The organism is Paeniglutamicibacter sp. ORCA_105, from assembly GCF_045798545.1.
Lineage (GTDB): Bacteria > Actinomycetota > Actinomycetes > Actinomycetales > Micrococcaceae > Paeniglutamicibacter > Paeniglutamicibacter sulfureus.
Map to the genome: position 1 here is coordinate 1 of NZ_JBIXLM010000029.1, position 16,307 is coordinate 16,307.

The following is a 16,307-nucleotide window of genomic DNA, read 5'->3' on the forward strand; positions in this document are numbered from 1 at the left end:
CACGGCACCCTTTTGTTGAGGTGTCTTAGATGCCGGCTTCGCGGATCAGCGGACTCAGCGTTGACGCGTGCTGCGCGGCGCCGGTCAGGCCGAGAGATTCCAGCCAGTTCCCCAGCATTTGGTAGCCTCCCTCGGTCAGGACAGACTCTGGATGGAACTGCACGCCCCAGAGGGGTGCGTTTCGGTGTGCCAGGCCCATGACGATGCCGTTTTCCGTCTCAGCGGTGATCGACAGGATCTCGGGAATGCTGGCGCGCACTGCCGCCAGCGAATGGTAACGGGTTGCAGTGAACGGGCTGGGTATGTGTGCAAAGATCGGGTGCCCGGTGTGGACAACGGGCGAGGTCTTGCCGTGCATGAGCTCCTGCGCGTGCGTGACCACACCGCCATAAGCCTCTGCCAGGGCCTGGTGTCCCAGGCATACCCCGAGCATGGGCTTCATCTGCGCACCGCACCACTGGATCACCTCGATGCAGACGCCGGCTTCGGCAGGGGTGCCCGGGCCGGGGGAGACCAGGACTCCGTCGCGGGCCTCGGCCAACTCGATGACCTCCGCCACGGACAGGTCGTCGTTCCGGATCACCGTGGTTTCGGCGCCAAGCTCTTGCAGATAACCCACCAGCGTGTAGACGAAACTGTCGTAGTTGTCGATCACCAGGATCTTGGGGGTGGTCACAGCAGCATCAGGCCAATCGTCGATTCGGTCCACGGACTGTACTGGCTCAGCCACGGGAAGACATATGTCATGAGCAATAATACGACGCCTGCGATCAGCGCCGCCGCCAAGATGACGCGGAACCACAGCGGTCCGGGGAGTTTGGAGAAGATCCATGCATACATGTGTGGTGTTCCTAGTTTTCCATCGTCTTTTTCACCAGGTTGGCGATTTCCTGCGGGGGTCCTGCATCGGCTGGACGCCAGGACTCCAGTTCCGCGTAGGCGATGATGCGCATCCGGGTGGTGAATGGCGGATGGCAACTGGTCAGCGTCAGCGTGGAGGCCGTCGGATCGACACCCGGCTGGTTCGGAACAGGCAGGAGCACCTCGTTCTGCGAGGGGTGAACGATCTCGGTGTCTCGCCACTCGTAGGTGTAGAACCCCTTGCGTGTCTGGAGATGGATCTTGTCCCCGTCCTGGAACTTGTCGATGTTCCAGAACACCTGGCCATGGGTCTGGCGGTGGGCAGCAACGGCAAAGTTTCCGGGCTCGCCCGGCGCCTGCGTCTGGGGATAGTGGCCGATGCCGACGGTGTTGAGCACATCCATTCCGACACCGTTGGTCACCGGCTGGGCGAAGTCCTTGCCGAATCTCGGGATGTAGAAGATCCCGAAGGTTTCCCCATCGGGGATCTCGGTGATCGGCGCGGGACCGAAATCTTCATCCGCAATTGCCGGCCCACTCAACGCGTCGGTTCCCCCGTCCGCCAGATCCTGGACGAATTCCGAGGTCAGCTGGGATTGCGTGCGACCGGCATCGATGTTGGTCCACCAGAGTTCCCAACCGACGAAGAGCAACATAACGATTCCGAGCGTGATGAGGATTTCGCCAAATATCCCCATGAGTCGCTGGCCGGCCGTGACCTTTGCCCGCGTCCGCAATGCGGATCGTGTCATGCGAACTTCCCTCACTGTCACTTGGAGCACCGGGAAACCCTGTGACGTCCAGTTTGAGCGGATAGTATTGGATGTAAGCGTGGCGGTGGGAAGAAAACCTCGCCGACACACAGTGACCAGCCTACCGTTCGGACACGTACTCGTTGGATCGTGTCGGCGCCTGAAGACTCGAGGAGCAGCAATGCCTGAATCCAAGACACGTCGGAAAAACCGCAAGCCACATGACGGCGACCATTCCCAGACCTATGACAAGCCGTTGCCCAAGTGGTACAAACCGGTCATGTTCGGCCTGATGATCCTCGGCCTGGTCTGGATCATGGTCTACTACATTTCCCAGACCGTGCTTCCGATCCCCGACATCGGCGGCTGGAACATCGTGATCGGATTTGGCGTGGCCATGATTGGTTTCTTCATGACCACGGGGTGGCGCTAGCTCACGGCCTTCAGACCGACGATGCAGCCAACCAACCCGATCATCAGCAGGACCTTGACCACGCTGAAGGTCTCTCCGCCGAAGACCATGCCGTAGGCCACCGCAAGGCTGGCCCCGATTCCCACCCAGACTGCGTAGGCGGTTCCCGTGGGGATCTCCTTCATTGCCCAAGCCAGGCCGGCCATGCTGAGAAGGAGACCCACAGCGAAAACCACGGTGGGGACGAGCCTGGTGAATCCCTCGGAGGCTCCCAGGGCAACTGCCCAGACCGCCTCGAACAGACCTGAGATGATAAGTACTATCCACGACATGTCGTAAGCACCGATTCCTTTCGGTGGCCGTCTTGTCGCTGTCCGGGTACGGCTCCCTCGTCCGGGGGCGCTGGTGCGCCATGGACAGCCTAGCAATTCGCCTGGGCCCGAAAACGCACCGTACAAACCAACTTCCAGAAAGGCATGCCAGTCCCCATGCTTCGCCCCGATCTCACCCGAGGTTCTTCCTCCGTTGCCGCCGCGCCAAAATTATCACCGAAGCGCCTGTACGGATTCCTGGCTGCCGCCGAAATGGTGACCTGGGCGTTGCTGATCATCTCCATGGTCATCAAGTACGGAATTGGACCGGAAATCTACGTCCGCATTTTTGGAATGGTCCACGGCGTGGTTTTCATCGCCTACGGCCTGGTGACGCTCTTTGTCTGGGCCAATGAGCGCTGGAGTGTAGCCCGTGGCGTGCTGGGCTTGGTCTCGGCGGTCATTCCCTTTGCCACGCTGCCATTCGAACGGGCAGTGTTGCGGCGGGGGCTGCTCAGTGACACTTGGCGGCTGGCACCTGGCGGGGAAGCGCCACAGGGGCCTATCGAGAGACTGCAGGCAACGGCGCTACGCAGCCCTTGGCTGGCGGCAGCTGTTGGCCTAATCGCGGTCGCGGCCATCACCGCAGCACTTCTGGTCATCGGCCCTCCGGGCGGGACAAGCTAGAGCCGTTCTGGTTCCGAGGTGGACCACGGGTCGCGTTCCTGCCGGAAACCTCAAAATTCCTGGCGCAGGCCGGCGGCCCCCGCAGCATCCAGCACCAGACCGGTGAGCAGATCCAGTGCCACCGAGGGAACCTTCCACCGCTGCCAGTAAAGAGCGACATCGCTTGTCCACGCCTCGTTGATGCATACCAGCGATCCGTCACGTGGATCCTGGACCTCCGGGATCATGCCCCAACCCAACGACGCGACCACGGCTGCCACGTACGTCCTCGAGTCCGGCACGAAGTGCTCCGCAGGCGTTTCGGCGATCCGCGTGCCTACGACCTTTCGGAGTAGCGCCCGTTGCAAGTCATCGGTCCGATCAAAACTCACCATTGGCGCAAATGCGAGCTCGGCCCCTGGATCGACACCCGGGAGCCAGCGATCCATGAAACCTGCACTGGCCATGGCTTGATAGCGCATGGTTCCCAGATACACCGAAGAGCATCCCTGCACCGGGTTGCTCTTCGTCGTCACCGCTCCCATGACCTGCCCCGAACGAAGCAAGGCGGTGGAATGGGACTCGTCATGGCGCAGGATCTCGCAGTTCATGACGTCTTGGGCAGCCAGGCCTCCAAGAACCGGTGCGAACCAACCGGCCAGCGAATCGGCATTCACGGCAATGCTGAGTTCCGTTCGCCGGGGTACATGGTCGGGCGTTGCGTCCAATCCGAGTGAGCGATGCGCCTCCGTGGACAGCATTTGGATCTCTCTGGCCAAACGAAGCAGCACGTCCCCACTGCCGGTGGTGCGAATCGGTCGCGAACGAATGAACAGCACACTGCCGGCCCGTTTTTCCAGCGCTTTGAGACGCTGGCTGACGGCCGACGCGGTGATGTTCAGGTGTCCTGCCGCTCGCTCCAGGGTTCCGGCGTCGATCACGGCCTTGAACGTTTGTAGTTGCTCCGTGGAAAAGTCCATAGTTAGAAATCCTAATGGACCCTAAGAATCTTTAGCTCGACACGTCTTTGCTGGTTCGCCTAATCTCAGTTGGTGACGTTCATTCCCTTTATATCCGGTCTGGCCACTGGCCTCTCCTTGATAGTTGCCATTGGTGCCCAAAATGCGTTCATCCTGCGACAGGGGATCCGAAAGGAACATGTCGGCCTTGCCGTGCTGATTTGCCTCGTCTCGGATGCCGTCCTGATTTTTGCCGGGATCGCCGGACTGGGTGCCCTGCTGTCGATCGCCCCGTGGTTTATTGACGCGGCCCGGATCGGTGGAGCCACTTTCTTGCTCGTTTATTCCTTCTTCGCTGCCCGGCGGGCGCTCAGCCCGCGGGGGATGGACACAAGCGCATCGACGCCGCCAACCCCGCGGCGCACTGCCGTCCTGACGGCGCTGGCATTGACTTGGCTCAACCCGCATGTCTACCTCGATACGGTCATTCTCCTCGGCTCGATAGCCGCAGCCCAAGGCGACCCTGGGCGCTGGGTCTTTGGCACGGGCGCGACGCTAGCCAGCATTCTCTGGTTCGTCGGCTTGGGTTTTGGGGCACGCTACTTGCGTGGGTTCTTTGCCAGTCCCCGATCCTGGCGCATCCTAGATGCCGTCATCGCGACGCTCATGGCAGTACTGGCCATCTCGCTGCTGTTCCCGCTCATTGGCTGAGAACGGGTTGGAGCCCCGCCGTGCATCGTAGCTATTCAACGGGCCCGGACGATCTTTCGATACATCGTCCCCTGCCGAACCAGCTCAAACCCCAAGAGTCGGTACAGCCCCGCCGCACCGGTTGGGCTTTGCGCGTCCACCGACAGGTCCACCTTTGTATAACCGGCGTCAAATGCCGTCTGAACAGCCTTAGAGAGCGCCCAAGCCGCATACCCTCGACCGCGTGACGAACGTGCCGTACCCACGCGAGATATGTACAGTTCTCCCGGCACCCATTCGGCCGCCAAGACGTAGCAGAGAGCCGTGGTCGGAACCGAGCCGCCGTCCGCTTGCAGCAGCACCTGGGAGTACGCTCCCCGGAAGGAACGGGATCCGGTCATGGCCGCCCATTCCTTGACACTCTTCGGGGTCGAGCCCCAATGATCGGCGAAGGCCTCATTGTCCAGGAGCCGAACCGACTCGGACAAGCTGGGAGAGTATGCGACCAGCCGCGCGTCACCATAGGCCGCCACAGGGCGTCCCCGGGGCCTGAAACTGTCAGGCAACACGGACATGTCCTGGAAATAGCGTGCCGGCTCGTACCGCCTGCTCCTGGCCATGGCGCCAGCACCATGGCCTGGGGCATTCCCCCACACATCGATGGTGAAGTCGATCTTGGGGAGTCGTTCCGCCATCTTCTGCGCTGCCCTTGATTCAAGGGTGTCCATGATTCCGGACCCGTGGCCGCGACGGCGGTACTCGGGTGCGATGCCCCCGTCGATGGAAACCCGCCCACGGCCGTCGCGCAGCTGCTCACCGAGGCGGAGCTGGCCGAACCCGATCATGGCATCGCCGTCCCAGAGTCCAATCGTGTCTTGTGGGGGGTCCACTCCAGGCTCGTCCAGTTCCTCTGCCAGATCCTCGACTTCGTAGAATTCCCCGGTTTCATCGAACGCTGCCAAGCGGTTGGTCAAGGCTGCCCACGCAGCGACATGCTCGGGGTGGATCCAATCCTGGCGCATTGGGACTCTCCGGTATGGGGATGCACCCGGTGGGTGCGGAAACCTGATGAGCACCATTTTTGCAGTTTTCCCCCACTAATCACAGGGCGAAGTGGGCGGGGGAGTGGACGCGAAACTTAGTAACATGCTGTGCACGAAAGTTATCCACAGGTGGGGACAAAGCTGTGGGTTCAACCTTTTGGAGCGCCAATTTCGCGGTTTGGGCGGCCTCGCGGGGTGTGAATTACATGTGCGTAAGTTATTAACACTGTGGATAAGCCGTGTGGACAACGGACGGGAAACCCTCCTCGAAGTGCCCGGATTTCCGCGCAATCTCACGGATTCGGTTAAATTTTCGACAAGTACGCTCCGCCGGACCTTCGAATCGGACCCTCAACACTTCACAGGTTGTGCACTAAGTTATCCACAGGTGTGGATGAAATTGTGAATACTTGCCAAAAACTATCCACAAACGAGACGGACCGGCGTCAGCGCGGGCGCTGGAGCCGGTCCGTCTCTTATGAATTACATGGTTGTGAGTTATTAACAGTGTGGATAACCCATGTGGACAACTTTTATGGCCAGCGGGCCTATTTGGCTGTCAGAGTCGAATGTTTGCGGCACCGTAAAAAGTCAGCGCACATAGCAACAGAACCAACAATGCAGTGCCGGCCCACTGCATCAGGGCCTGCTGCTTTCCCTTGGGCGCGTGGGCCATGACGGCTGCCGTTGCAGCACCGACCACCAGTCCGCCCACGTGGGCCTCCCACGCGATACCAGGGATGATGAAGCCGATGGCCAGGTTGATCGCAATCAAGATGACGATCTGCATGGTTTGGACTCCGCGTGCGCGGAGGAGCACAAACATCGCGGCGAAGAGCCCGAACACCGCACCGGAGGCGCCCAGAACGGGAACCCGTGGATCGGTGATCAAGAGCACGGCGACGGAGCCGCCAAGACCGGAGGCCAGGTACAGGGCCAGGAAGCGCAGCCGCCCCAACATCGGTTCCAGCACGCGACCGCAGATATACAGCGCGTACATATTGAAGGCGATGTGCCCAATGAAAGTCGTGGAGTGCGCAAAGGTCGAGGTGAGCATGCGCCACGGCTCGGGTTCCAGATACGGGCTGGTGTACAGCCCTGCGTACACAACGTAGTCACTGAAGTCGCGCAGTATCATTTGCAGGGCGAAGACGACCACGTTAATGGCGATCAACACATAAGTCACCAAGGGGCGGCCGTCCGTCGCCTTGCCGCCAAAGACCGTACGGGTGCTTGGCAACTGCTTGTTGGCCTCGCGCACGCAGTCCACGCACTGGGTTCCTACCGCCGCCGTGACTTGGCATTCGGGGCAGGCCGGACGCAAGCAGCGTTGGCAGGTGACATACGAAATCCGGTCGGGGTGCCTGGGGCAGACGGGTGCCTGCGCGGCCTGGTTCGGGTTGGACAGTCCATATGACATGGAATCGATGCTCCTGGGTAAGTACGTTCGTTGCCCCGTTGCCACGGGACGGATTACAGGCGCGGCGGTGCACGCGCCGGGACCGAGTATGCGCACGTCGCAAGACGTGCGTGCCGGGCAAAAGCAAAAGGCCCCATCCATCCGTCCCGCCGCCGTCCCTCACCTTGCAGGGCGAGGTGAGGGACGATGCGGCGGGGCGGCAGATGGAGCCTTCGACGGTCAAAGGCGCATGAACCGCGCCCGGACCACGGGCCTAGAGTGCGGTGACGTCGATGCTGCTGATGGAGACGTCTTCGAGCGGCTTGTCGCGGCCGTCGGTCGGAACGACGTTCAGCTGGTCAACGAGCTTGCGCGAAGCTTCGTCGGTGACATCGCCGAAGATGGTGTGCTTGCCCTGCAGCCAGGTGGTCGGGATCGAGGTGATGAAGAACTGGGAACCGTTGGTACCCTGGCCCATCTGGATACCTGCGTTGGCCATGGCCAGCTTGTAGGGCTCGCGGAAATCAAGCTCGGGATTGATCTCGTCGTCGAAGCGGTAGCCCGGTCCGCCCGTGCCCTGGCCCAGCGGGTCGCCGCCCTGGATCATGAAGTCGGAGATAATGCGGTGGAAGATCGTGCCGTTGTACAGCGGGGTGTTGACCTTCTCCTCGCCGTTGCGCGGGTCGGTCCAGGTCTGTTCGCCGGTGGCCAGGCCCACGAAGTTTTTCACGGTCTTGGGGGCGTGGTTGCCAAAGAGGTTCACGACGATGTCGCCCAAGTTGGTGTGGATGGTGGCTGTATGCGTTGGGATTGCAGTCATACAGTCATTCTTCCATGAGCGCTCTAACCGCCGTTGCGAATGGCTACGCGTTCAGTGAACACGGCCACACGATTGTTTATAGGTCGGTCAGGTAATGGCTGTAAGCCAATCGTAGGTCGTAGGCTAGGACGAAGCTTACGAAACGATCGAAGGGGTTCACTGTGAAGTCAGAACGTATTGCTCGAGACTTTGGTGAAAGTGTTGCCACTGGTGCCGAGCAGGCATTGGATTGGGCAGCTCCAAAGGTGGACACGGCCGTGAAGTGGGCCGTTCCTCGTATAGAAAAGGGCATCGAGACGGCATCCCCGAAGATCCAGGAGAGCCTGAACTGGGCCGCCCACGAGCTTTCGGAGACCGTCGCGCGGGTCACTCCCATGATCCAGGAGTCCCTTGAGCGCGTGGGTCCACGACTCTCCGCGGCCATTGACGAAGCCACCCCCCGGGTCCAGAAGGCCGTTGACCGTGCCACTCCCGCGCTGAACGAGGCGCTCGAGAAGGCGACGCCTGCCCTCACCCATGCGCGCAATGTCGTTCTCAACGATTACCTGCCGGCGGCCAACGAAAAGATCGGTCAGGCGGCCGAATTCACCACGCGCAAGCTTGAGCAGGCCAGGGTTCCCGAGGCGCTTCACCAGGTTTCCGAAAAACTCACGCCTAGTCCTGAAACCGTCGAACGTGTCCAGAACAGCGCAAGCGCTGCCGTGGGCCGAGTCAGCAAGGAGCTGAACAAGGTGCAGAAGCCTGCGAAGAAGAAAAAGGGATGGCTTGTCGTAGCCGTCATTGCCGCCGCAGGCGCAGCGGCCGTGGCTGCTTGGCGTGCCTCGAAGCCCATCGACGACCCGTGGAAGACCCCGGCACCGGTGGAACCGACCACCGTGCGCGCAAGCGGCCCGGTGGAAGTCCCCGCCAGCGTGGAGGAAGTCCGCGACGAAGTGGCCTCATCGGCAGCCGCCGCCAAGGAGAATAGCTCAGCTCAAGCCGACGAAGCGGTGGCAGACAACAAGAAGCAGCTTTCCGAATCGGCTGAGGAAATTTCGGAGGCGGCCACCACCGCCAAGCACAAGGCAGAGGCAAGCCTGGACTCCAGCGAAGCAAGGGTCGCCGAAGCCGAGGCTTCCAATGGGGACACCGCGCCAAAGCCGGGTCCCCGCACCAAGAAGTAGTTTCGGTCGGTCCCGGGGCATCCGCAACGGATGCCCCGGGCAGACATAGAGCAACAGGGCAGCACGTGGTCTTCACTGCATCCGGCAACCCGGGATGCGATGGATCAGGTGGTGCCCTGTTCCTTTGTCAGCGGTTCCACGAGGGCCTTGCTCTGAGCGTGCGCCTGTCCCCGCACGACAAAGAACAGGCCGACAAGGATTACCGCCAGCCCAAACACCGTTCCGGCCGGCAATATCTGCCCCAGGAACAATGCGGCCAGCAGGGCCGCCCCCGGGATTTCCAGCAAGATCAGGGTGGAAACGGTGAGCGGGCCCAGCGAACTCAGCAGATGGTTCAGGGCCGAATGCCCGAGGACCTGGGAGCAGAGAGCCAGTGCAAGGATGCCGATCCATCCGTTGAGGTCGAATCCCCAGACCGGTTCGCCGGCCAGCAGGCACATTACCAAGAGCAGGACAGAAGTCAGCCCGTAGCAGATAGTGGTGTAGGAACTGGTACTCATGGTCGCGCGGGCCTTGGACCCCGCCAGAGTGTAAGCGGCGGCCAGGACGCCGCCTATGAGGGCCAGCCCGTCACCGATAAGTGCCTCCGTGCCCGACCCGATGTCGAACCCCGTGATCACCAGTACGCCGGCGAAAGCCAGCAGCACTCCCAGACCGACCCTCCAGCCATACCTTGTTCCGCGCAGGGATTGGAACAGCGCTATCCACGCAGCTTGCAGGCACACCAGTGCTGTGGATGCAGCGACGGTGGTCATTCGGATCGACGTCATGAAGAAGGCGAAATGCAGCGCAAGCGAGAGGGCGGCGAGGGCGCTCCATCCCCATTCCCGGCGGCGCAGCCGGCCGAAACCGCGCCGATCCTTCACCAGTGCGGGCACGGCCATGACGGCAGTGCCTATGGCATTGCGCCACAAGGCCATGGAGAGGGCGGGAACCGCCGGGAACGCGGCAATGAGCGGCCCTGAAGCAGCAACTCCCAGGACGCCCACCAGGGCCAGTAGAAAGGTCACCTGCCCACTCTATGGTTTCGCGTGCCGGGCCACCGAATGCGGCAGCGGGGGAGCCGACAACCCCCAAAGCTCACGATCCGGCTGGGCGCGAGTGTTAAAGAATAAAAGACCCGGAACTGGCGTTCCGGGTCTTTTATTTCGGTGGAGACTAGGGGGGTCGAACCCCTGACCTGAAGCTTGCAAAGCTACCGCTCTACCAACTGAGCTAAGTCCCCGTATTTTGTTGTGCATCAACTTCTTGCATGGCAGGTTAGCCCTGCCCCGAATTCAGGATACCTTATCGGTGCCCTGGCTCCAGGTGGCCTTTTCAGCCGTGGATCCCTTGTACTTACGATAACCAATAACGCCCGCGGCTACTGCCACCAACACCAGAAATTTCCGCATGGAGATTTCCTTTCAACTATCGTTCGGACGAGGGAATCCGTGGGCGTACCTGGACTTGAACCAGGGACCTCTTCGTTATCAGCGAAGCGCTCTAACCGCCTGAGCTATACGCCCTCTATGTTCCCGCCGGGAACGAGATAAAACTTTACCCGAGAAACCACCAAAGAAACAAATCGGCCCCCAAAGGTCCCTTTATCAAGGACTTTGGGGGCCGTCTTTGGCGTGTTTCCGCTAATTAATCGTCGGTCAAGGTCACGCCAATGCCGCCGACCAGGGTCGACGAGAGGTTGTAAAGCACCGCTGAGAGCATCGACAGAGCCGTGAGTAATACCACATTCACCACGGCGATGATGGTGGCAAACGAGGCAACCTGGCCCAGCGATGCGATTTCCATCAAATCGAATCCGGTTTCGGAGCCGATGATTTCGCGCAGCAACCCGTTGACGGCCTCGAAGATGCCGGTCAGGTCAAGCACCGACCACAGGACGACGCTTGCAACGACGGTAACGATGCCAAGGGCAACCGAGAGCAGGAACGCCATCTTCAACACCGACCAGGGGTCGACCTTGGAAATGAGCAGGCGTGCCTTGCGGACCTTGGCCTTGGGCGCCGGGCGGACCAGCTGCTGTGGGCGTCCCTGCGCCGCGCCGGCGGGGCGCGGTGCCCCGGGCCGCGGTGCCCCGGGGCGGGGTGCGCCGGGGCGGGGTGCGCCTGCGGGGCGCTGCGCTGCCGAGGGCTTGGGCGCAGTTCCTGGTCGGGGCGCACCGGCGGGGCGCTGTGCCCCTACGGGCGCCTGTCGTGGCGGTGCGGGACGGGTACCACCAGTGCCGCCCGCCGGGCGGGGCGTATTCGGGGTGCTCACGCGTTACCTCCGTCGTTGGTGGCCTCGTCGTCGTGCCCAAGGTTTTCCTCGGTTCCTCCCGGGTTTTCATCACCCGGAAGGGCCTCGGAGGCCGTTTCTTGTGTCTTTTCCGCGTTCAACGGTACTGCATCTTCCTCGGCGTTCTCTCCGAGGCCGCGCTCGGTGTTCTTCGCGACGGCGATGATGCGGTCCTTCTTGTCCGGCTTGGCAAAGATGACGCCCATGGTGTCGCGGCCCTTGGCGGGAACCTGCGAAACGTCCGAGCGGACCACCTTGCCGCCCTCCATGACCACCAGAACCTCGTCCTCATCGTGGACAATCAGCGCGCCGACGAGGTCGCCGCGGTCCTCGGCGAGCTTGGCTACCTTGATGCCGATGCCGCCGCGGGACTGCACGCGGTATTCATCCACGGAGGTGCGCTTGGCGTAGCCGCCCTCGGTGACGACAAACACATAGGAATCGTCGGTGACCACGTCGGCGGCCAGCAATTCGTCTTCCTCGCGGAACTTCATGCCGGTGACGCCGCTGGTCGCGCGTCCCATGGGGCGCAGTGCCTCGTCGGTGGCGGTGAAGCGCACCGACTGCCCCTTGCGGGAAACGAGCATCATGTCGTCGGTCTCGCTGATCAATTGCGCGGAGACGAGTTCGTCGCCCTCGCGCAGGTTGATGGCGATGACCCCGGCGGTGCGGTTGGTGTCGTAGTCGGCCAGGCGGGTCTTCTTGACCAGGCCGTTGCGGGTGGCGAGCACCAGGTACGGGGCCTGCTCGTAGTTGCGCAGGTCAAGGACCTGGGCGATGTGCTCATCGGGCTGGAAGGCCATCACGTTGGCCACGTGCTGGCCCTTGGCGTCGCGTCCGGCCTCGGCCAGTTCGTAGCACTTGGTGCGGTAGACGCGGCCGTGGTTGGTGAAGAAGAGCAGCCAGTCGTGCGTGGTGGTGACGAAGAAGTGCTCCACCACGTCGTCGCCGCGCAGCTGTGCGCCCTTGATGCCCTTGCCGCCGCGGTGCTGCGAGCGGTAGTTGTCGCTCCGGGTGCGCTTGACGTAGCCGCCGCGGGTGATGGTGACGACCATTTCCTCTTCGGGGATCAGGTCCTCGACGCTCATGTCGCCGTCGTAGCCCATCAGCACCTTGGTGCGCCGGTCATCGCCGTGCTTCTCGACGATCTCGGCGAGTTCCTCGGAGATGATGGTGCGCTGGCGCTGCGGGTCCGCGATGATGACCTTGAACTCGGTGATCATCGTTTCGAGTTCCGCGTGGCGGTCCTGGATCTTCTGGCGTTCCAGGGCGGCCAGGCGGCGCAGCTGCATGTCGAGGATCGCACGGGCCTGGAGCTCGTCGATTTCCAGCATTTCCATCAGCCCGTCGCGCGCGGCCTCGGTGGTGTTGGAGCGGCGGATCAACGCGATGACCTCGTCCAGGGCGTCCAGGGCCTTGAGCAGGCCGCGCAGGATGTGCGCTTCCTCCTCGGCCTTGCGCAGGCGGAACTGGGTGCGCCGGATGATGACTTCCATCTGGTGCGTGACCCAGTGGCGGATGAATGCGTCCAGCGAGAGGGTGCGCGGCACCCCGTCGACGATGGCGAGCATGTTCGCGGAGAAGTTGGACTGCAGCTCGGTGTGCTTGTAGAGGTTGTTCAGCACGACCTTCGCCACGGCGTCGCGCTTGAGCACGATGACCAGGCGCTGGCCGGTGCGGCCACTGGTCTCGTCGCGCAAATCGGCGATGCCGGAGATCTTGCCGTCCTTGACCAGCTCGGCGATCTTCACCGCCAGGTTGTCCGGGTTGGCCTGGTAGGGCAGCTCGGTGACGACCAGGCAGGTGCGTCCCTGCAGCTCCTCGACGGAAACCACGGCGCGCATGGTGATGGATCCGCGGCCGGTGCGGTAGGCGTCGGCAATGCCCTTGGTGCCCAGGATCATGGCGCCGGTGGGGAAGTCCGGGCCCTTGATGTGGCGCATCAGCTCTTCGAGCAGTTCCTCGCGGTTGGCCTCCGGGTGCTGGAGGTACCACTGGACGCCGGAGGCGACCTCGCGCAGGTTGTGCGGCGGGATGTTGGTGGCCATGCCCACGGCGATGCCGGAGGAGCCGTTGACCAAGAGGTTCGGGAAACGCGCCGGCAGGATGGTGGGTTCCTGGTTCTTGCCGTCGTAGTTGTCCTGGAAGTCAACGGTGTCCTCGTTGATGTCCCGGACCATCTCCATGGCCAGCTGGGCCATCTTGGTTTCGGTGTAACGCGGGGCTGCCGCGCCGTCGTTGCCCGGGGAGCCGAAGTTGCCCTGGCCCAGGGCCAGCGGGTAGCGCATGGTCCAGTCCTGGATCAGGCGGACCAGGGCGTCGTAGATCGCGGTGTCGCCGTGCGGGTGGTACTGGCCCATGACCTCGCCGACCACGCGGGCGCACTTGTTGTAGGAGCGCTCCGGGCGGTAGCCGCCGTCGTACATTGCGTAGATCACGCGCCGGTGCACGGGCTTCAGGCCGTCGCGCACGTCCGGCAGCGCGCGTCCCACGATGACCGCCATGGCGTAGTCAAGGTAGGAGCGCTGCATCTCGGTCTGCAGGTCGATCTGGTCGATCTTGTCGACGCCGAGGTTTACCGCCACGGCGTCGTCGATCACCGCGCCCTCAACGATCTCGTTGGCGGGTTCGGTGCCGTCCTGCGGGTTTTCGGGAGTCTGATCGCTCATCGATTTCTTCCTCTAGTCAAAAGTCTGTGTCTAAAACGCGGGCGTGCGGGTGGACTAGATGTCCAGGAAGCGCACGTCCTTCGCGTTTTGCTGGATGAAGTTTCGACGCGATTCGACGTCCTCGCCCATCAGCACGGAGAAGATCTGATCGGCCGCGGCGGCGTCGTCCATGGTGATCTGGCGCAGCGTGCGGTGCTCGGGGTCCATGGTGGTGTCCCAGAGTTCCGAGTAGTCCATCTCGCCCAGGCCCTTGTAGCGCTGGATGCCGTTGTCCTTGGGCAGGCGCTTGTTCTTGGCGGCGCCGGTGGTCAGCGAGTCGTCGCGTTCCTTGTCCGAGTACACGTATTCGTGCGCGGCGTTGGACCACTTGATGCGGTACAGCGGCGGCATCGCCAGGTACACGTAGCCGTTTTCGATCAGCGGGCGCATGAAGCGGAAGAGCAGGGTCAGCAGCAGCGTGGTGATGTGCTGGCCGTCGACGTCGGCATCGGCCATCAGCACGATCTTGTGGTACCGCAGCTTGGCCATGTCGAATTCCTCGCCGATGCCGGTGCCGAAGGCCGTAATCATGGCCTGCACCTCCGCATTGCCCAAGGCGCGGTCCAGACGGGCGCGCTCGACGTTCAGGATCTTGCCGCGCAGCGGCAGGATGGCCTGGACCCGGGGGTTGCGACCGCGCTTGGCGGAGCCGCCTGCGGAGTCGCCCTCCACGATGAAGACCTCGCACTCGGCGGGGTTCTTCGAGGAGCAGTCCGAGAGCTTGCCGGGCATGCCGAAGGATTCCAGCGGCGACTTGCGGCGCGCGTTGTCGCGGGCCTTGCGCGCGGCCAGGCGTGCCTGGGAGGCGAGCTGGGCCTTGCGGATGATGTCGCGGGCAGTGATCGGGTTGCGCTCGAGCCAGTCGCCGAGTTCCTCGTTGACCACGCCCTGGACGAAGCCCTTGGCCATCGAGTTGCCCAGCTTGGTCTTGGTCTGGCCCTCGAACTGCGGTTCGGCGAGCTTGACGGAAATGACCGCGGTCAGGCCCTCGCGGATGTCGTCGCCCGTGAGGTTCTCGTCCTTTTCGCGCAGGATCGTCTTCTCGCGCGCATAGCGGTTGATCAGCGAGGTCATGGCGGCGCGGAAGCCCTCTTCGTGGGTGCCGCCCTCGTGGGTGTTGATGGTGTTCGCGTAGGTGTGCACCGACTCCGAGTAGGCGTTGGTCCACTGCATGGCGACCTCGACGCTGATGCCCTTGGAGGTGTCCTCGGATTCGAAGGCGATGACGTCTTCGTGGACAAGCTCGACCTTCTTGGAGGAGTTCAGGTGCTTGACGTAGTCGAGCAGGCCGTCCTTGTAGAGGTAGTCGACGACGCGGTGCTTCGGGGTGTCGTCCTTGAGTTCGTCTTCCTCCGTGGCGATCTCGTCGGCGTCGACCTCAAGGGTGCGCTCGTCGGTGAGCGTGATGCGCAGGCCCTTGTTCAGGAAAGCCATCTGCTGGAAGCGGGCGCGGAGGGTCTCGAAGTCGAAGTCGATCGAGTCGAAGATGCTGTCGTCCGGGTAGAACGTCTGCATGGTGCCGGTGGCGTCGGAATCCTCGCCCTTGACGAGGGTGCCCTGCGGCTTGCCGCCCTCGGCGAAGCTCATGCGCCAAACGCTGCCCTGGCGGCGGATCTCTGTTTCCACGCGAGAGGAAAGGGCGTTGACGACGGAGATGCCCACGCCGTGCAGTCCGCCGGAGACCGCGTAGCCGCCGCCGCCGAACTTTCCGCCGGCGTGCAGGATGGTCATGACGACCTCGACGGTCGGTTTGCCCTCGGTGGGGTGGATGTCCACGGGGATGCCGCGGCCGTTGTCCTCGACGCGCACGCCGCCGTCGGCCTGCATGGTGATCTTGATGTGGTCGCAGTACCCGGCAAGGGCCTCGTCGACGGAGTTGTCCACGACCTCGTAGACCAGGTGGTGCAGGCCGCGCGGGCCGGTGGAACCGATGTACATGCCGGGGCGCTTGCGCACCGCTTCGAGGCCCTCGAGAACCGTGATGTCTTGGGCGCCATAGGTGTGTTCCACCCGGCCGTTGACAATCTCATCCGCCGGCTGTGCCGCGGGGGATTCGCCGGCCTCTACGGAATCGATGGGTTCCTGGGGTGTGGTGTTATCGGTAGACACAGGTGCTACAGACTCCTCAAACAGTGGAAGGCCGAACACCGAAGGTGCCCGATCATGAACCAGCGTCCCGTCGCACGGACAAGACACCTTCATCAATTCTACCGTGTTGCGCCATATTATCCGGCATTGACGGGCAGCAA

The 16,307-nt window shown here is 62.6% G+C and carries 17 protein-coding genes, 2 tRNA genes and 1 riboswitch; of the genes, 4 read left to right on the forward strand and 15 right to left on the reverse strand.

All coding sequences use genetic code 11. The annotated features are described in order from the left end of the window. Nucleotides 1-25: 25 nt before the first annotated feature. Genes ACIPUB_RS14055 through ACIPUB_RS14065 form a run of 3 tightly spaced genes read right to left on the reverse strand, consistent with a single transcriptional unit; the run spans nucleotide 26 to nucleotide 1,613 of the window. A complete protein-coding gene (locus tag ACIPUB_RS14055) occupies nucleotides 26-676 on the reverse strand; it encodes an anthranilate synthase component II (RefSeq protein WP_407607937.1) in 651 nt (216 codons plus the stop codon). Beyond that, nucleotides 673-840 (reverse strand): hypothetical protein, encoded by a 168-nt coding sequence (locus ACIPUB_RS14060; protein ID WP_302263310.1) that lies wholly within the window; start codon nucleotides 838-840, stop codon nucleotides 673-675. Before ACIPUB_RS14060 ends, ACIPUB_RS14055 begins: the two co-directional genes overlap by 4 nt. An 11-nt stretch (nucleotides 841-851) precedes the next feature. After that, a complete protein-coding gene (locus tag ACIPUB_RS14065; RefSeq protein WP_407607938.1) occupies nucleotides 852-1,613 on the reverse strand; it encodes a class E sortase in 762 nt (253 codons plus the stop codon). Nucleotides 1,614-1,794: 181 nt separating this feature from the next. Here ACIPUB_RS14065 and ACIPUB_RS14070 point away from each other — a divergent pair, with 181 nt between their 5' ends. Then, a complete protein-coding gene (locus tag ACIPUB_RS14070) occupies nucleotides 1,795-2,046 on the forward strand; it encodes a cell division protein CrgA (RefSeq protein WP_264271035.1) in 252 nt (83 codons plus the stop codon). On the opposite strand, the gene ACIPUB_RS14075 is transcribed toward ACIPUB_RS14070, so the two are convergent. Further along, nucleotides 2,043-2,357 (reverse strand): DMT family transporter, encoded by a 315-nt coding sequence (locus tag ACIPUB_RS14075; protein ID WP_407607939.1) that lies wholly within the window; start codon nucleotides 2,355-2,357, stop codon nucleotides 2,043-2,045. The genes ACIPUB_RS14070 and ACIPUB_RS14075 overlap by 4 nt on opposite strands. A gap of 22 nt (nucleotides 2,358-2,379) precedes the next feature. Continuing rightward, nucleotides 2,380-2,442: riboswitch (guanidine-III (ykkC-III) riboswitch) on the reverse strand. 71 nt (nucleotides 2,443-2,513) lie between these two features. Here ACIPUB_RS14075 and ACIPUB_RS14080 point away from each other — a divergent pair. Continuing rightward, complete coding sequence (locus ACIPUB_RS14080) at nucleotides 2,514-3,023, forward strand: DUF3817 domain-containing protein (RefSeq protein WP_407607940.1); 510 nt, start codon at nucleotides 2,514-2,516, stop codon at nucleotides 3,021-3,023. A gap of 50 nt (nucleotides 3,024-3,073) precedes the next feature. Here ACIPUB_RS14080 and ACIPUB_RS14085 read toward each other — a convergent pair whose 3' ends face one another. Beyond that, entirely contained in the window at nucleotides 3,074-3,982 is a 909-nt protein-coding gene (locus ACIPUB_RS14085; RefSeq protein ID WP_407607941.1) for an ArgP/LysG family DNA-binding transcriptional regulator, read from the reverse strand. A gap of 69 nt (nucleotides 3,983-4,051) precedes the next feature. On the opposite strand from ACIPUB_RS14085, the gene ACIPUB_RS14090 reads away from it, so the two are divergent. Then, nucleotides 4,052-4,672 carry a LysE/ArgO family amino acid transporter gene (locus tag ACIPUB_RS14090; RefSeq protein WP_407607942.1) on the forward strand — a complete coding sequence of 207 codons (621 nt, stop codon included), beginning with the start codon at nucleotides 4,052-4,054 and terminating at the stop codon, nucleotides 4,670-4,672. A 35-nt stretch (nucleotides 4,673-4,707) separates the two neighbouring features. Here ACIPUB_RS14090 and ACIPUB_RS14095 read toward each other — a convergent pair whose 3' ends face one another. The 3 genes from ACIPUB_RS14095 to ACIPUB_RS14105 form a co-directional block, all read right to left on the reverse strand. Continuing rightward, nucleotides 4,708-5,673 (reverse strand): GNAT family N-acetyltransferase, encoded by a 966-nt coding sequence (locus ACIPUB_RS14095; RefSeq protein WP_407607943.1) that lies wholly within the window; start codon nucleotides 5,671-5,673, stop codon nucleotides 4,708-4,710. A 580-nt stretch (nucleotides 5,674-6,253) separates the two neighbouring features. After that, the gene (locus ACIPUB_RS14100; RefSeq protein WP_407607944.1) at nucleotides 6,254-7,114 is read right to left on the reverse strand and encodes a rhomboid family intramembrane serine protease; all 861 of its coding nucleotides are present in this window, start codon (nucleotides 7,112-7,114) and stop codon (nucleotides 6,254-6,256) included. A 253-nt stretch (nucleotides 7,115-7,367) separates the two neighbouring features. Beyond that, nucleotides 7,368-7,913, reverse strand: coding sequence for a peptidylprolyl isomerase (locus ACIPUB_RS14105; protein ID WP_302263316.1), 546 nt, complete (start codon nucleotides 7,911-7,913; stop codon nucleotides 7,368-7,370). Between the two features lie 257 nt (nucleotides 7,914-8,170). Between ACIPUB_RS14105 and ACIPUB_RS14110 the strand changes: the two genes are divergently transcribed. Beyond that, entirely contained in the window at nucleotides 8,171-9,076 is a 906-nt protein-coding gene (locus ACIPUB_RS14110; RefSeq protein ID WP_407607945.1) for a hypothetical protein, read from the forward strand. Between the two features lie 104 nt (nucleotides 9,077-9,180). Here ACIPUB_RS14110 and ACIPUB_RS14115 read toward each other — a convergent pair whose 3' ends face one another. From ACIPUB_RS14115 to gyrB, 7 genes are all read right to left on the reverse strand, one after another. Then, complete coding sequence (locus ACIPUB_RS14115) at nucleotides 9,181-10,086, reverse strand: DMT family transporter (protein ID WP_407607946.1); 906 nt, start codon at nucleotides 10,084-10,086, stop codon at nucleotides 9,181-9,183. A gap of 142 nt (nucleotides 10,087-10,228) precedes the next feature. Continuing rightward, nucleotides 10,229-10,301: transfer RNA gene (locus ACIPUB_RS14120), tRNA-Ala, on the reverse strand. 52 nt (nucleotides 10,302-10,353) lie between these two features. After that, on the reverse strand, nucleotides 10,354-10,470 hold the full coding sequence (locus tag ACIPUB_RS14125) for a DLW-39 family protein (protein WP_367281523.1): 117 nt from the start codon (nucleotides 10,468-10,470) through the stop codon (nucleotides 10,354-10,356). Between the two features lie 40 nt (nucleotides 10,471-10,510). After that, nucleotides 10,511-10,584 (reverse strand) — tRNA-Ile (locus ACIPUB_RS14130). Between the two features lie 121 nt (nucleotides 10,585-10,705). Next, nucleotides 10,706-11,332 (reverse strand): DUF3566 domain-containing protein, encoded by a 627-nt coding sequence (locus ACIPUB_RS14135; protein WP_407607947.1) that lies wholly within the window; start codon nucleotides 11,330-11,332, stop codon nucleotides 10,706-10,708. Beyond that, a complete protein-coding gene (gene gyrA, locus ACIPUB_RS14140) occupies nucleotides 11,329-14,019 on the reverse strand; it encodes a DNA gyrase subunit A (RefSeq protein WP_407607948.1) in 2,691 nt (896 codons plus the stop codon). Before gyrA ends, ACIPUB_RS14135 begins: the two co-directional genes overlap by 4 nt. Before the next feature lie 54 nt (nucleotides 14,020-14,073). Then, nucleotides 14,074-16,167 (reverse strand): DNA topoisomerase (ATP-hydrolyzing) subunit B, encoded by a 2,094-nt coding sequence (gene gyrB, locus ACIPUB_RS14145; RefSeq protein WP_407607949.1) that lies wholly within the window; start codon nucleotides 16,165-16,167, stop codon nucleotides 14,074-14,076. Nucleotides 16,168-16,307 lie beyond the last annotated feature (140 nt).

Coding starts and splice junctions, on each gene's coding strand:
- ACIPUB_RS14060 (WP_302263310.1), bottom strand. CDS start 840: ATGTATGCATGGATCTTCTCCAAACTCCCCGGACCGCTGTGGTTCCGC.
- ACIPUB_RS14065 (WP_407607938.1), bottom strand. CDS start 1,613: ATGACACGATCCGCATTGCGGACGCGGGCAAAGGTCACGGCCGGCCAG.
- ACIPUB_RS14070 (WP_264271035.1), top strand. CDS start 1,795: ATGCCTGAATCCAAGACACGTCGGAAAAACCGCAAGCCACATGACGGC.
- ACIPUB_RS14075 (WP_407607939.1), bottom strand. CDS start 2,357: ATGTCGTGGATAGTACTTATCATCTCAGGTCTGTTCGAGGCGGTCTGG.
- ACIPUB_RS14080 (WP_407607940.1), top strand. CDS start 2,514: ATGCTTCGCCCCGATCTCACCCGAGGTTCTTCCTCCGTTGCCGCCGCG.
- ACIPUB_RS14085 (WP_407607941.1), bottom strand. CDS start 3,982: ATGGACTTTTCCACGGAGCAACTACAAACGTTCAAGGCCGTGATCGAC.
- ACIPUB_RS14095 (WP_407607943.1), bottom strand. CDS start 5,673: ATGCGCCAGGATTGGATCCACCCCGAGCATGTCGCTGCGTGGGCAGCC.
- ACIPUB_RS14100 (WP_407607944.1), bottom strand. CDS start 7,114: ATGTCATATGGACTGTCCAACCCGAACCAGGCCGCGCAGGCACCCGTC.
- ACIPUB_RS14105 (WP_302263316.1), bottom strand. CDS start 7,913: ATGACTGCAATCCCAACGCATACAGCCACCATCCACACCAACTTGGGC.
- ACIPUB_RS14125 (WP_367281523.1), bottom strand. CDS start 10,470: ATGCGGAAATTTCTGGTGTTGGTGGCAGTAGCCGCGGGCGTTATTGGT.
- gyrA (WP_407607948.1), bottom strand. CDS start 14,019: ATGAGCGATCAGACTCCCGAAAACCCGCAGGACGGCACCGAACCCGCC.